Raw genomic sequence first — 14,118 nt, 5'->3', positions numbered from 1 at the left:
GCGCGTAAGATCGCTGCCACAGCGTTCCGGCGCTGTTCTATGCAGCGGCGGTGGCATCGGCGCGTACTTCGCGTGGATGCCACCCCTCTGCGGTAGAAATCGCGTCCATGGGCTCCACCATTCCCACGCCGCCGAAGCGGCCACAGGTCATCGCGCGCAAGCGCAACGGCGCGGCGCGCCGCGTCGACATCTCTGCCCAGTCCCTGCACGAGGCGCTCTCCCTGTTCGAGTCCGTGCCCGGCCCCCGGGCACGGAAGCTGCAGGATGAGTTTGCGGCCGTGCTGCAGCCGGTGTGCTACTGGTCCTCGCCCCGCCGGGATCGCTACTCCAATTCCAGTCCTGCGTGGGGCATGTGCGGAAAGCCTGTTTCCGATCCGGGCCAACGGTGCCGCGAACACCAGTGGCCGCTGCCCGACGGCGTGGATGATCCCTTCCCCGACCGTTGCATCGCCGTACTCGACGAGGAACTCGACGACTACCGCTGGGTGAAGAACTCCGCCGGTCTTCGATGCCCCTTCGAACGGCGCCGGGGCAGCGACCGCTGCCAGCATCACGACCCGCGCGACGACGAACGCTGCGGATACCGCACCGGTGACGCCGCCCCATGTCGAACCCCGGAGAGCGCCTTCCCCTGCGCCACACACCGAGAGTCGAAGCACTCCGACTACGTCGCCGAACTTGAGCAGCTGACTCTGATCACTGACTGCCGGCACTGCGGAGCGCGCCAGCAAGAGCCGTGTACCAGCAAGTCCGCTCAACCAGCGAAGTTCCACAAGAAGCGTACGCAGGATGCGCGTGCGACCAGCAGGGGCGAAGAACTCACCGCCGAGATCGACTGGCTGACCCGAGCGGCGGCATGAAGGCCGTGGCCTTGAAGCCCTCCCCACGGGTCCCGTCACACCCTGCTCACTGGTTCATTGGCGCGAGGACCGCCCCAACGGACGCCAACGAATCCGCGCAGTGCGTCCTATGCGCGCGATTGGATGCGGCAGTCCCGAGACGCCCCCTCAATCCTGACTGCCACGCCTGAACGGAGAATCACGATCACCGGCCCTGACCTGCCGCCGCCCGATGAACCCATGACGGTCGAGGCCCTGCTCGCCCGCTGGCCCACCAGCTCCCACAACGGCGAACTCATCGACGGCGTGCTCTACTTCACCGGCGACTTCGACGACCGAGACCGGCTCTGCGCCGAACGCGCCTACCCCGGACGCCGAGCCCTCATCAACTCCGCCGGCAACCTAGAAGTCCACCCCGGACCCGGCACCCCCGTATCCCTCCTCTACCAGCGCGCCTGAGCAGGACTCGGTCGTGGCCCGCCTCCGGAACACCGGCCCGATGCACTGTGGCGGACGCCAGACCTCACGAAGTGCCTACTCGGGTTTGGCCGGCAGGTCGAAGAAGCGGGACCGGCTCAGATCCACGCCGACCGGCACGATGCCTGTCGGCCCGTTGCGGTGCAAGGCCACATGCAGCTCCCCTTGCTGCACCACCGGTTCGGGCAGCCCACGGCGGGGGAACCAGTGCTCCGGGTAGAGCTGAGGATCGGGCGAGCGGTCATACGCCGTGCCATGTTCCCGGTCGGCGTAGTACTCGTCTCGGTGAAGCAAGATCACCGCTTCCACGCGGCCCAGAAGCTGCTCGGCATGACACATGTCGTCCGGCCGCGGCCGGTGGTCGTCCCTCTCCGCGACCGCCCGGGTGAGCTGCTCCACCACGACCACCGCCGCCCGGAAACGGCGTGCCACATCCTGCAGGGCCGTGACGATCTCCGCGATCTCAACAGGTCGGTCGACGACTCGGTGGGCGTCGAGTCGTCGCGCCGAGTCCATGAGGCCGAGGTAGTCCACCACCACCAGGTCGAGTTGTCCGTAGCGGTGGTGGGCACGCTCGCACTCGGCTGTGATGTCGTCGACCGTGGGCACGGACCCGTCACCGCCGAGATCGAGCGGCACTTGGCGGCGGTCCAGCTCCAGGGCCGTGGCGCGCAGGTGCTGGAACTGTTCGTCGGAGTACTTCCGATAGCTGATGAGCTCGCCCGGCACGCCGCTCTCCGCGGCCATCAGCCGCTCCCACAGCTCGCGACGTCCCATCTCCAGCGAAGCGATCAGGGCCGGCCTCCCTTCACGAATGGCGCAGTTACGGGCCATGGCCAGAGCGAGCTTTGACTTCCCCATCGCTGTGCGGGCGGCCACCACGGTCAGCCGCCCCGGACGCGCTCCGCCCCGCAGCAGCGTGTCCAGGCCCCTGAGGCCGGTGGGGATTCTCCGCTTGCCCCGGGCACTGGCCAGCGCCTGACGGTGCGATGTCTCAGCTGTGACTGCGCGACGGGCGTCGGTCTTGCGAGCGTGATTGCGGACCACGAGCGTTCCGTTCCGGCACAGCGGTCCCGTGGCCCCGCCTCTGCCGTTGGGTACACATGGCCGTCGAGGAAAGATGTTGGTGTTGATGCGCAGGCACCTGGGGCTCATCACTCCGCCGCGTCCACGGGAGAGGCGGAGTTCACCGGGCCGACACCACGACGGCCGTCGCGCAGCAGTGTAGCCCGCTTGCAGACCGCTTCATTCGATCTACCCAGGCCATGTAGGTACTCGCCGCCCTCGACCTCGAGAGCCTGGTCCAGGCGTCAGTTCAGCTGGATGCGGGTGAGCATGATGTGCGTTCGTCAGCGTCGGCGACGATGACTACTCGGCGAGTCCGAGCTCGCCGTTCTTCCCGGTGCTGCTGCGGGTACCGCGACGATGCGGTACGCCCGGCACTGCGCGCGTCTGGTTGATGACGACCGTGGCCGCGACGATCGCTCCGAAGGTGTCACTGGGCAGCGACGTGTCCATCATCCGCTTGGTGACCTCTTTGGGGCACCAGGCACGGCCAGCCTTTTGGCTCCCGGGCGGCTCATTCAACAGGCAGCCCCGACGCCTGGCAGCGGGTCATCACCTCGTCGACGCTCACCGACGGAAGGCGGCCGGCGAGCGCGTCCTGGGTCAGATGTTCCCCCGCCGGGTCGGTGTCGAGCATGGCCACGAACCACCAGCGGCGCAGCACGCCCTCGGCCTGTTCGGGCGCGGCCGCCAGGAACTCGCGGTAGAACTCCATGCAGCCCTCGCCGGAGAGCGCGGCCGCGATGCCCTCCGCGTTGCGCGGTACCCGCTCCGGCTCATGCAGGTGGCTCATCGTGCTGCCGTCCTTCTCTGCGTTGCCTTCGAGTCTGCCGCTCCTGACCTCTACGCGTCGACTGCCCAGCACCTACGCACCTGCCCGGCACAGCCAATGTGGGCAACCGACGGAATTCGTTGACCAGCCGGTACGTGGCTTGCGTCGCGCTGGATTCCCGCGCAGGGGTGCCCACGTTCCCGCCCCTGAGCGTTGTCGCTGACGTGAACGCACTCCGCACCGATGGGGCCCGCCAAACCGACTGCGTCTCGTCACCTGGGGCGGCCCATTTCGTCGGTAGCCCTCGGCGGCCACCAGCGGCCGGTCCGGAACTGCCCATGTCCCCGTACAGGGCGCAGACGGTCACGACGCCGTCCCTGTTGCCACTGCTGGCGATGGCGGAGGCGACGTCAGTGGCAGCCCTGCGGTCGTCGCTGTGCACGATGCGGATCACACCGAGGCCGGTGCGCCAGTCCAGCGCGGGCCCGCGCACGCTGTCCCTGTAGCCGAGCCAGACGCCCGGTGCCGGGTCCTGTTCACGCCCATACCTGCTCCTCGCCGTTCCGTGACGGGGCCGCTGCGGCCCCCGCGACAGAGCATGGGACGGTCGCACGAGCGGCATGCCGTATCCCCCGGGCCCTGCCCGGTTCCCCACCCGCTTTGGCCGATAAGCGACCAGACGGCCTCAGCCGGGGAGGTGCCGGTCATCGTCCAGGTCGCCCATGGCGTAGCGGCGTTCCTCCCGGATGTCGGGCCAGGCGGGCCCGCCCACGCGGTTCGGCGATCCCCTGCCACATGCTCTTGTCCGGGACGGTTTCTGTCTCGGGGAACGCGTCGCGAGCCGAGTGCGTGCGGCTCATCGGCGTTTCTTGCGGCGACCGAGCCAGTCGGCCAGCCGCGGCCGGCGGCGACGTGGTGGGAGCGGTGGAGACGAGGGCTGCGGAGGTGAGGACGGCTTCGGCGGCACCAAGGCCACAGGCGGCACGCATGGATCCGGAGCGGCCAACAAGGTGACGCTCGCTTCGTCCCGATCCGATGGTGCGCTCGGCCGGACTGCCTCGGTTGCGTCGGCCGGCTCCGCCTGAGGCGTGGACCGCGGCGGAGCGGAGAGCTCGCCGCCTGCCGGGCTCGTGGGCGGCGACGGCGGATCGCTGGGCGAGGAATCGGCCCCTCGGCTATCTCCGCTTACTCCTGTGAGAGTTGACGGTTCGGGCTGCGCACTCCTAGGCGAGGGCGGCGGGACGGGGCGCGCCGGTGGCGCGGGGAAGGTCTGGGTGGTGCCGTCGGTGTCCCAGCGGGCCACCTGCCACGGCTCGTTGACGCACAACTGCAGCTCGATCCGGCCTCTGATCTTCTCGGGTTCGGGGAAGAGCCTCCAATAGCCGTGGCCGAGAGAAAGCCCCGAGCGGCTGGTGACGCCGATCCAGTCTGCGTTCTTGCTGCGGATGGTCACCTGCAGCGGCAGGCGGCGGCCGGCGACGAGGACGGGGCGGCGGGCGACGGGCGACGTACTTGACCACGTAACTGCGGTCGCCGGACCTGCCGTCGACCGCGGATGCCGCCGACACCGTCCCCCACACGGCGTGCGGGATCGCGGTTACTGCCTGGCTGCGGTCGATGAGGGTCTGGGCAAGCTGGTGGACGTCGGCACGGCCGCGGCAGAACTCCGGCCATTCGATGTTGCGCCGACCACCGGGAAGGGTGGCGGCGAACTCGGCGACGGCGTCCGGATCCTGTTCGAAGGCCTCCAGGAGCCGCACGATCCGCCGCGCGGATGCGATCGCCTACCCCGCCTCCTCACTGGTCTTCGCCGTACCCGATCCGGAGGCGCGGCGGTCGGCCGGCGGGCCCGGGGCGCCCTTGCCGGCGCCGCGCGTGCCGGGGCGTCCGAGGGGCGGGCAGATCAGCCGCCACTGCCCGTCCGTGCGCACGACCGTATTGGTGGAGGAGTCCACGAGCTCTTTGCCGCAGCGCTCCAGGTCGTACGAGCAGCGCGGGCAGTGGTCCTTGCCGGGTTTCCTGACGTAGTGCGACGACTTGGAGTCCGGGTCATCCGCGTTGCCGTGCCGGACGTGGACGTCGACGCCGCACTCGAAGCACTTGAGCGGTTCCACGTACGGCGGACGCGGCTTGCCGTCGATCGCGTCGCGACCGGACTTCTCCCCGCGGGTGTCCTTGACGAAGCAGCCCGCGCCCGGTTCGGCCCCCACGCCGTCCAGCCCGCCGCCACCACGACCTCATACCTCCGGCGTAGCGAACCCACCGTCAGCCGTCATCCCGCCAAGAACCCCCACCATTAATGGTCTCGTGTCTAGACGCAGGTGGAATTTCATTGGACTGCGAGGAAGCGAAGTCAGGGGTAATCTGAAACAGGAAAGTGAACAACTGTTGACGCTGATCGTTACTGTGTCAACTTGTCACTTGCTGGTCTACCCTGAATCGTTGACGCCTCAATCGGGTACACCTGACGACGCCCCAGTAAGGTGCGTCCGAACATCTGCGACGGCGGAGTTCTCTGACGTCGCATCGCCTAGCCACATCGAATGGCACCGCCCCCCGGACTCACGTGGTGCCTACTGCTGATTTCATAGGCCATCGCCTCGTCCGCATTGAGGAGCAGGAGAAATGACGGTATCCCAGGCAATGATCAGCGACGTAAAATTCCCGGGTTACATGTACTACGGCGGGGTGACAACCGGACCCGAGGAATCTCCTGGCATGGTGGAGGTCTATACGGGGTGGGTTGCGTCCCTGCAGGTAGGGGGTCCGCAGTCGACCCATGTAACGGTTGAGACGTTTCTGCCCGTATCCGACAACTCCGTGCAGCTCTTCGCAGATGGGGAAAATCCTCTACTGGATTTTACAGCTACCGTAACTCCAGCTTCTTTCGAGCTTGTCGAGGACGAGGAAGGTCTCGTCGCGGTGGACTCGGCTTCCCTAGAATTGAGGAGGGCGCGATTCCCCGGAATTGAGGGGAATAGGTCGTTCTGGGTCCTGAAAGCCCACGTTGGCGTGATGAATTCGAAGCTCTTCAGATTCGCCTACCATGTGGACATGGTGTCAAGAAAGCATGGGTTCACGCCAACTGTTATCTCTCCGACTTTTCACCCCTGACAGCCACAGTGATGTGGCAAAACAAGATGTGAGCTTGCTGTTCGCCGTAGTGGCGTACTTCGACTCCAAGCAGCCGCCGCTTCCCCTAGCAGGACCGGCCTCCAGATCCGGAGGAGACCAACCGAAAGCTGCCGTACTCTGCCAGCGGAGGCAAAGGCTGTCCCGTAACTGGCAGCGTCCGTGGGGAGTGCAACCCAGAAGGTCTGGTTGGTGCTGTCGCGCTGACTGTTGTGGGCGCCGGTATCCATGACGCTGATGTGGGCGGCAGGGCTACGCTGACCCAATGATCGCGGATGGCGCTACGGACAAGGGCAGCGTGACCACGGTGCGGCGGATCGGAGAGACGATCCGCCGGCCCATCGGCGAGTGGACGTCCGCGGTACACGCCTTGTTGACCCACCTGGAAACGGCAGGCTTCACTCGGGCTCCGCGGGTCCTTGGCACTGACGGCACCGATGAGGTGCTGTCGCTGGTGCACGGCGAACCCGCGTTTTCGCCTTGGCCGTCGGCTCTGCGGTCGACCCTCGGAATCAGCGAACTGGGGTGCTGGCTACGCGAGTACCACGACGCTGTCCGGGACTTCCAGCCGCCGGCAGACGCACGATGGCAGGGCCAGGAGGACGCCTGGAGTCCCGGCATGATCATCAGGCATGGAGACCTCGGTCCATGGAACTCCATCTGGAACGGCGACCGCCTGGCCGGTTTCATCGACTGGGACTTCGCAGCGCCCGGCCACGCCCTCGACGACCTCGCGCAACTGGCCTGGTACGCCGTGCCGCTGCGCCCCGTCGAGCAGCAGCGAAGAGCCTCGATCGCCGGTGAGCACACCCTTCGGGACCGCCTCGACGCCCTTTGCGCCGCCTACGGGGCACGGCCGGCAGACGTACTAGATGCCCTGGAGGCCGTCCAGTCCCGCGAGGCAGAGCGCATCGAACAACTCGGCCGGCAGGGCCACGAACCATGGGCAACCTTCCTCGCCCGCGGCGATGCGTCCGAGATGCTAGCCGAGCGATCTTGGCTCCGATCGGAATGCACGGTTCTCCTCGGCGGTTCGGGCAGCTGAGCACGGCCCGTCCCGGCCGACCCCAGCTGGCCCGTTCCCGCGATGGCTGTTGTCGCCTCGTCCGAGCCGTATCCAAGGGCGTCTCGTAGCTGCCGGCCACGAACGAGATGATGTTGGTGTGGCAGGTGTGATCACGGCGTCGGAGTCGTCCTGGATAACCCCGTTCACCGGGCTGAGCCCACGCTCTTTCAGGAAGGTGGTGACACTGCTGCGGCGGCAAGATGCGGATGCGGTCCGCAAGGGACGGCCGTGGAGTCTTCCTCTGGAAGACCGGGCCATGCTCGTCATCGTCTACTGGCGCACGAACCTGACGATGCGCCAGCTCGCTTCGCTGTTCGGGGTGTCGAAGTCTGCAGCGGACCGCATCATCGACCAGCTCGGTCCACTCCTGGCGCTGCAGCCCAGGCGGCGCTTCACCAAGGACGCCGTGCTCATCGTGGACGGCACGCTCGTGCCCACCCGCGATCACAGCATCGCCGAACAGTCCAAGAATTACCGCTACTCCACCAACCACCAGGTTGTCATCGACGCCGACACCCGCCAGGTCGTCGCGGTTGGGCGGCCCCTGCCGGGCAACCGCAACGACTGCAAGGCGTGGGAGGAGTCTGGCGCCAAGGCCGCCGTCGGCCGCGCGATGACCATCGCGGACGGCGGCTATCCCGGCACTGGACTCGTGATGCCCCATCGCCGCAATGCCGGCGAGGAACTGCCCGACTGGAAGAAGCAGCACAACCGCTCGCACAAGCAAGTCCGGGCCCGAGTCGAGCACGTCTTCGCCCGCATGAAGACCTGGAAAATCCTCCGCGACTGCAGGTTGAAGGGCGACGGCGTGCACCACGCCATGCTCGGCATTGCCCGCCTACACAACCTCAACCTCGCCGGATAGGGGAACAGTTCTCACCGCGAACACCCGCATCCAACTCGACTCGAAGATCATTTACGGGACACCCCTTAGGGCTTGCAGGGAATCAAGGTGTTGCTTCCCGTCCTGAATCTCGTTGGCGTGGTATGCGCATCCCGGATGAGACTCGTACCCAACTCGCTGTGAAGTTCGCGGTGTTGCTGCCGCATCTGGACGAGCGGCAGCGACGGCTGTTGATGGCTGCGGAGGCCCGGGGGCTGGGACACGGCGGTGTCCGAGCTGTCGCCCAGGCGGCTGCGGTCAGCGAGACGACGGTTCGCAAAGGCGTGTTCGAACTTGAGGCGGGTGAGGCGCCTTTGGGGCGGGTGCGGCGTCCGGGCGGGGGTCGCAAGCGGGTCGTGGATCTGAATCCGGGGCTGCGGTCGGCGCTGTTGGCGTTGGTTGAGCCGGATGTACGGGGTGACCCGATGTCGCCGCTGCGGTGGACAGTGAAGTCCACCCGCACCCTCGCGAGGGAACTAACCCGCGCCGGACACCAGGTCAGCGCCGACACTGTTGCCGACCTGCTGCGGGAAGAGGGCTTCAGCCTGCAGGCCAACGCCAAGACCATCGAGGGCACGCAGCACCCCGACCGCGATGCCCAGTTCCGTTATCTCAACGAACAGGCCCGTGAGCACCGGGACAGTGGCCAGCCGGTGATCAGCGTGGACACCAAGAAGAAGGAACTCATCGGCGAGTTCAAGAACAACGGCCGCCAGTGGCAGCCGATGGGTGAGCCGGTGCCGGTGAACGTGCATGACTTCGCCGACCCGCAACTGGGCAAAGCCGTCCCCTACGGGATCTACGATCTGGCGGCGAACACCGGCTGGGTCAACGTCGGCATCGATCACGACACCGCCGCGTTCGCCGTGGAATCGATCCGCCGTTGGTGGCACGGCCAGGGCAAGGCTGCCTACCCGCAGGCGGCACGACTGCTGATCACCGCCGACGCGGGAGGCTCCAACGGCCACCGCACCCGGGCCTGGAAACTCGAACTCGCCCAGTTCGCCGCTGAAACCGGGCTGACCATCACCGTGTGTCACCTGCCGCCCGGCACATCGAAGTGGAACAAAATTGAGCACCGGCTCTTCTCCCACATCACCATGAGCTGGCGCGGGCGCCCGTTGACCAGCCATGAAGTCATCCTGCAGACCATCGCGGCGACCACCACGCGCACCGGGCTGCGGGTGGAAGCCGCACTCGACACCAACGCCTACCCGACCGGAGTCCGCATTGGTGACGCGGAGATGGCCGCTCTGCCGCTGACCCGACACGCCTTCCACGGCGACTGGAACTATGCCCTTCACCCCCAGCCCCGCCCCGCCGTCCCGGCAGCCCGAACCCCGGACGCATCCGAGACGGAGTGGGACCAGGCCCTGCTGTCGGATCCCGCGCTGACCGGCATGTCTCGGCAACAACTGGACGACCTCACCGAGATGTTGGCCCCCGACGGCGATACCCGACGCGGCCGCCCGCCTCGGCTCTCCTTCCCCGAACAAGTCCTGGCCACCGTGCTCCATCTGCGAGTCGCCCTGGCCGCGGAACCCCTCGCAGTTCTGTTCGCGAGCAGCCGCACCGCCATGCATCGCACGATCTTGAAGAACAGGCGGTTGCTCAAGTCGCACGGCATCGTCATCCCGCCCGCGACGTCCCCACCTGTCGCCCTCGCGGCCCTGCAGGCTCGGGTCCACGACCAAGCCGGCACATCCATCAACAAGATCAAGACGACGTGTTAATGATCTGCAAGCCCTTAGGCGTGGGCCTGTTCCAGTAAAGCCCGGAACAGGCCCTGCGGCATATCGCTGGGAAGCCAGGTGTTCAGAAGGCTGAACAAGACCACCGCGTGCCGCGTGGTCCCGCCGCGACCTCCACGACCAGGCCGTGCGGGAGCGTGGCGTACGTGTCGCCGGATGCGGTCCGGGCGCGGCGGGGCGGGGCGGTCCCGCGTCCGTGAGCAGCGGGGCGATCTGTGCGGCGAGCGCGGTCGTGAGGGTCTGGGTAAGCGCGATCCGGCCGTCCGGCAGCCGGACGGCGAGCTGCCTGGGCCGGGCCGGGGCCTTTCGGCCACGGTCAGCTGTATGACGTGGAGGCCGGGTCGTGAGCGCAGGAAGTCTCCGGCCCGGCCGAGAAAGTCGTCGAGGTCTCCAGTGAGGTGCCATTCATCGGGTTGCATGCTTCATGGTTCCCCACGCTGTAGAAACACCCAACGCTGTTCTGCCAGCGGTAGGCGCCAGGCCATGAGCCCCTGTGCTGCCTCCGGCGCCTAATCCTCAGGCGGGGCGCTCGGCCATGACGACCAGACCCGGCCCGCTGAACTCATCTGCCGGGAGCCGAAGTTCGGCGACAGGGCACAGTCCGGCCTGCTCGATCAAGCCGACGAACTGTTCAGGCCGCCATTTGTGCGTCGTCCAGCGGACGGACACACCTCCGTAGGCCTCCGTACGCACCGCGTCCTCGTCGCCGACGTGCGTTCCAGTGATGAAGTGTCCGCCCGGCTTCAGGGCCCGCGCGAACAGGGCGAGGACCTGAGGAAGGACGCCGCGCGGGAGGTTGAACAGTGACCACCACCCGAGTACGCCGCCGAGGGACGCCTCTTCGAGGCTGAGGTCGGTGGCGGAGGCGACGCTGAAGCGGCAGTGCGGATACAGACGGCGGGCATTTTCGATCATGCCGGGCGAGAGATCGACTCCGGACACGTCGAGTCCGCGTTCGGCGAGGTAGGCGGTCACCGTTCCGGGCCCGCAGCCAACGTCGAGGACAGGCCCGAGTTCGCTCACGGTGTCGGCGAAAGCGTCGATCGATGCCTGGAGCCAGGGATGGCGACGGATATCGCCCATTCCTGTCGTCGCCACCATCTCGGCGTAGTTGTCGGCCACACGGTCATAGGACTCGCGGACCACGTCGAGATCGGCCGGTCGGTCAATTTGGTGTGCAGGCATCAGCCAACCATAGGGCGACGAGTTCGCTGGGGTCGGAGGTCAAACAACTCGGTTGGGTAGACAGGGCACCGCTGTGTCGCGGCCGAACGTCGCGGGCAGTGGCCCCGCTGGCGCAGCTTGCTGCGCAGGTCGCCCGGGACTCGCTCACTTCACATCGCAGACCCGCGGGAAACCGCAGATACACCGGGAACGGACACTTGAGCGGGAACCACCTCTTCGGCCGCTACGCCTTCACCCGGCCGGCCTGCGGCAGCTGCGTAATCGCACACCGATGGCGAGAACGACGACGGCGAGCAGGACTGACCGTCACCGACCAGGGCGCTGATCACCTTGCGCGCAACCACTTGGGTCAGCCGGTCCTGGTGGCAGGTGCGTTTGTGTCGGTCATGTCCCTCACCTGGCTTGTGGTGCGTCGTAGAACTTGTACCCGGCGAAGTCGGCGACGTGGACGTACCCGATGCGCTGGTAGAGGGCATTGCTGGTGGGGTTGTCCGGGTCCGTGAACAGGACGACGTCAGTCGCACCCGCGGCCAGTGCTGCCCGGCTCGCCTCGACCGTCACGGCGCCCGCGTAGCCGCGGCCTCGGAGGTGGGCCGGGGTGTAGACGGGGTCCACCCGGACCATGCCGCCGACCACCGAGGTCGCGGCCGCCATCGCGACGGGGGTGCCGTCCGGGGTCTCCCAGAACATGAAATGCCTGTCGCCGAAACGCGAGTCGTCCCAGGAGCCGGCGTCAATCAAGTCGATGGAGGGCTGCTCCCCGACGTCGACACAGAACTCACGGCACCAGTGAACGACTTGCTCACGGTCCTGCCCGGCCGTGATGCGCCCCCGGCCCTCCGGGCGCGGCTGCGGTGGGGTGAGCGTGCCGAGACGGTAGAGATGCGTCCGCCAGAAAGGCGGTACCGGCGCCGCGCCCGTGTGCCGTTGCCATGACTCGGCGAAAGCGCCGGCAGTTTCGCGGTCCGCGATGACGTGGGAGGGCGAGTGGCCGAGGCCGGCCAGGTGAGCGGCGAGGGCGTCGGTCTGCTCGACAGAGAGAGGGGTGAGGCCCAGGCGGCCGCCCGGAGTGAGATAGAAGACCGCGTGGACTTCACCTCCTGACTGCAGTCGGCCGAAGACGGGGGCTGCGGCGTCGGGTTCGGCCGCCCCGCGTATCCGCAGTTTCTCGATGTCCGTCAGCGGCGTGTTGTGCAGGGCGGGGCGCGAGCGCAGGAAGTCCCCGGCTCGGGCGAGGAAGTCGTCAACGTCTTGGGTGAGGTGCCAGTCATCCGGGAGCATGCTTCATGATCCCGGATCTCTCCGGCACGGGGAGCACTTGCTCAATGCCTTTCAGGTTCGGCCGCGTGCCGCGGGTGGAGCGTGGGATCGGTGGTGGGGGTGGCGAGTATCGGCTCCGGCAGGGACCACGTCGAGGACGTGAGCGACGCCTTCCCCTTGAGTAAGCGGCGCCGGGCGGTGTCGCCCGGTCAGCGGATGCGGGGCAGGGCCTTGTCCGGGTGCGCGGTCTGTACGTACTTCACCGCGACCCCGGGGTGGATGCCGAGGTGACCGCCCGGCCGGACCGGGCCTGCAGCCGGACGGTTTCGGCGTCTCGCCACATGACGGTGCGGTGGCCGTCGTTCTCCAGACGTCGGTATGTCTCATGAGACAGGCATGGCCCCCGAAGTGGATGGCCTGAGTAAGGCGTCAAAGTTCGCCCATCGAGTGAAGTTGGGCAAATTCGTCAGCGAAGAGGCCCATCACAACGAGAGCACGGTGCCGACCTGCGAATGCCTTGGGGTCATGTCCGGTGGGAGGAGTATGCGACGGCGCCCACTGGGGGCATGCGTCACATGGGAAGCGAGAGCAGACGTACTGCTCCGGTCGGCCACTGCACACCATGATGCAAGGGCGTCCACATGGTTCGCAGCGGCGTGGTCACGGGTCCTTCATGTTGCTGAACTTGGACATCCTGATCCAGTACTCGCTATCCGAGTCGTTGGTAGAGAGGTACGAGGGCAAGCCGTGCGAGCCCGTTTCCGCGTACGTCGGGGGCAACGGCTACGCCGCCGACGCCCTCGACCTCGGTACGGATACGGCCGATCGCTATGGGCAGTCGCAGCAGGCCGGTATGTGTGACAAGTCGGTCGCCCATTCTGACGCCGAAGTGGTCTTACTTGGGCAGCCAGACCAAGCCGGTGTCCGCCACACCGAACGGGTCGGTGCGGTCGCCGAGGATTTCATTCTGCTCGGCCCTCGTGTAATGCGTGAGTCGCTCCACGGTCGGTGATTCGGGAGACAGGTGATCCATCATCTCGGCGTGATCCTTCTTGGGCCGTTGTCGGCCGACTGATGCGCCCGAAGCGTCCGGTCGAAGCGCTCGGTCACGTTCCCAAGTGCTGGGCGCAGTCGGGAGAGGCGGTCGGTCAGTCGCCGTCGGCAGGGCGCGGATGCTCCATGCGGGAGAGCCACGACATCAGCAGTGTTTCGAGTCCCGAAGCCTCCGCGGGCGCCAGGAGATCCAGCAGACGCCGCTCGTTGTGCATGTGGTCGGTGAACGCGCGGTCGATGAGTTCCAGCCCGGGTCTGGTGAGGGCGACGATCCGGCCCCGTTGGTCGTCGTCGGACCGGCGGCGGGTGACGAGTCCGGCGCGCTCCAGGCGATTGATTCTCTTCGTCATCGCGCCGGTGGTGACCATGGTGTGCGCGGCGAGCTCGCCCGGTGCCCGTTCATACGGCTCGCCCGCGCGCCTCAGGGCGCACAGGACGTCGAATTCCCCCTCGCTCAGGCCGTAGCGGCCGTAGACGAGGCGGAGTTCTTCACTGAGGCGGTCTGCCAGGCGGTGCAGTCGGCCGATCACTCCTTGTGGCGTGACGTCGAGCTCGGGGCGTTCGCGACGCCACTCGTCCTGGATACGGGCTACGCGGTCCATCGGTTGCCGGTCTTCCATGACCACCATGTTAGC

At 67.2% G+C, this 14,118-nt stretch carries 15 protein-coding genes; 8 read left to right on the top strand and 7 right to left on the bottom strand.

The window, feature by feature from the left end:
• Positions 1-50: 50 nt before the first annotated feature.
• Positions 51-860, top strand: a complete 810-nt coding sequence (locus tag AC07EJ_RS27540) for a hypothetical protein (RefSeq protein WP_478885200.1) — start codon at positions 51-53, stop codon at positions 858-860.
• Between the two features lie 219 nt (positions 861-1,079).
• Entirely contained in the window at positions 1,080-1,298 is a 219-nt protein-coding gene (locus AC07EJ_RS27535) for a hypothetical protein (protein ID WP_478885199.1), read from the top strand.
• A 75-nt stretch (positions 1,299-1,373) separates the two neighbouring features.
• Here the strand turns inward: AC07EJ_RS27535 and AC07EJ_RS27530 are convergent, their stop codons facing one another.
• The 3 genes from AC07EJ_RS27530 to AC07EJ_RS27520 all read right to left on the bottom strand — a co-directional run bounded on the left by AC07EJ_RS27530 (position 1,374) and on the right by AC07EJ_RS27520 (position 3,174).
• A complete protein-coding gene (locus AC07EJ_RS27530) occupies positions 1,374-2,363 on the bottom strand; it encodes a DnaB-like helicase C-terminal domain-containing protein (RefSeq protein WP_478885198.1) in 990 nt (329 codons plus the stop codon).
• Between the two features lie 321 nt (positions 2,364-2,684).
• Positions 2,685-2,837 (bottom strand): hypothetical protein, encoded by a 153-nt coding sequence (locus tag AC07EJ_RS27525; RefSeq protein ID WP_478885197.1) that lies wholly within the window; start codon positions 2,835-2,837, stop codon positions 2,685-2,687.
• A gap of 58 nt (positions 2,838-2,895) precedes the next feature.
• Positions 2,896-3,174, bottom strand: coding sequence for a hypothetical protein (locus tag AC07EJ_RS27520; protein ID WP_478885196.1), 279 nt, complete (start codon positions 3,172-3,174; stop codon positions 2,896-2,898).
• Between the two features lie 317 nt (positions 3,175-3,491).
• Here AC07EJ_RS27520 and AC07EJ_RS27515 point away from each other — a divergent pair, with 317 nt between their 5' ends.
• Positions 3,492-3,659, top strand: coding sequence for a hypothetical protein (locus tag AC07EJ_RS27515; protein ID WP_478885195.1), 168 nt, complete (start codon positions 3,492-3,494; stop codon positions 3,657-3,659).
• A gap of 1,278 nt (positions 3,660-4,937) precedes the next feature.
• Here AC07EJ_RS27515 and AC07EJ_RS27510 read toward each other — a convergent pair.
• Positions 4,938-5,363: a hypothetical protein gene (locus AC07EJ_RS27510; RefSeq protein WP_478885194.1), complete on the bottom strand. Its 426-nt coding sequence runs from the start codon at positions 5,361-5,363 to the stop codon at positions 4,938-4,940.
• Positions 5,364-5,778: 415 nt separating this feature from the next.
• Between AC07EJ_RS27510 and AC07EJ_RS27505 the strand changes: the two genes are divergently transcribed.
• The 4 genes from AC07EJ_RS27505 (at position 5,779) to AC07EJ_RS27490 (ending at position 9,967) form a co-directional block, all read left to right on the top strand.
• On the top strand, positions 5,779-6,267 hold the full coding sequence (locus AC07EJ_RS27505; RefSeq protein ID WP_478885193.1) for a hypothetical protein: 489 nt from the start codon (positions 5,779-5,781) through the stop codon (positions 6,265-6,267).
• Positions 6,268-6,583: 316 nt separating this feature from the next.
• Positions 6,584-7,330, top strand: a complete 747-nt coding sequence (locus tag AC07EJ_RS27500) for a phosphotransferase (protein ID WP_478885192.1) — start codon at positions 6,584-6,586, stop codon at positions 7,328-7,330.
• 118 nt (positions 7,331-7,448) lie between these two features.
• Entirely contained in the window at positions 7,449-8,216 is a 768-nt protein-coding gene (locus tag AC07EJ_RS27495; protein WP_478885191.1) for a transposase, read from the top strand.
• A gap of 122 nt (positions 8,217-8,338) precedes the next feature.
• The gene (locus tag AC07EJ_RS27490; protein ID WP_478885190.1) at positions 8,339-9,967 is read left to right on the top strand and encodes an ISAzo13 family transposase; all 1,629 of its coding nucleotides are present in this window, start codon (positions 8,339-8,341) and stop codon (positions 9,965-9,967) included.
• A 534-nt stretch (positions 9,968-10,501) separates the two neighbouring features.
• On the opposite strand, the gene AC07EJ_RS27485 is transcribed toward AC07EJ_RS27490, so the two are convergent.
• Together AC07EJ_RS27485 and AC07EJ_RS27480 are read right to left on the bottom strand one after the other, a co-directional pair.
• Positions 10,502-11,170: a class I SAM-dependent methyltransferase gene (locus tag AC07EJ_RS27485; protein ID WP_478885189.1), complete on the bottom strand. Its 669-nt coding sequence runs from the start codon at positions 11,168-11,170 to the stop codon at positions 10,502-10,504.
• A gap of 393 nt (positions 11,171-11,563) precedes the next feature.
• The gene (locus AC07EJ_RS27480) at positions 11,564-12,451 is read right to left on the bottom strand and encodes a GNAT family N-acetyltransferase (protein ID WP_478885188.1); all 888 of its coding nucleotides are present in this window, start codon (positions 12,449-12,451) and stop codon (positions 11,564-11,566) included.
• Between the two features lie 664 nt (positions 12,452-13,115).
• On the opposite strand from AC07EJ_RS27480, the gene AC07EJ_RS27475 reads away from it, so the two are divergent.
• Positions 13,116-13,442 carry a hypothetical protein gene (locus tag AC07EJ_RS27475; protein ID WP_478885187.1) on the top strand — a complete coding sequence of 109 codons (327 nt, stop codon included), beginning with the start codon at positions 13,116-13,118 and terminating at the stop codon, positions 13,440-13,442.
• 136 nt (positions 13,443-13,578) lie between these two features.
• On the opposite strand, the gene AC07EJ_RS27470 is transcribed toward AC07EJ_RS27475, so the two are convergent.
• Positions 13,579-14,103 carry a MarR family winged helix-turn-helix transcriptional regulator gene (locus AC07EJ_RS27470; protein ID WP_478885186.1) on the bottom strand — a complete coding sequence of 175 codons (525 nt, stop codon included), beginning with the start codon at positions 14,101-14,103 and terminating at the stop codon, positions 13,579-13,581.
• Positions 14,104-14,118 lie beyond the last annotated feature (15 nt).

The organism is Streptomyces sp. NPDC045026, assembly GCF_056432625.1.
The sequence above is the reverse complement of the archived record's forward strand: the minus strand, read 5'-3'. Positions and strand labels throughout refer to the sequence as shown.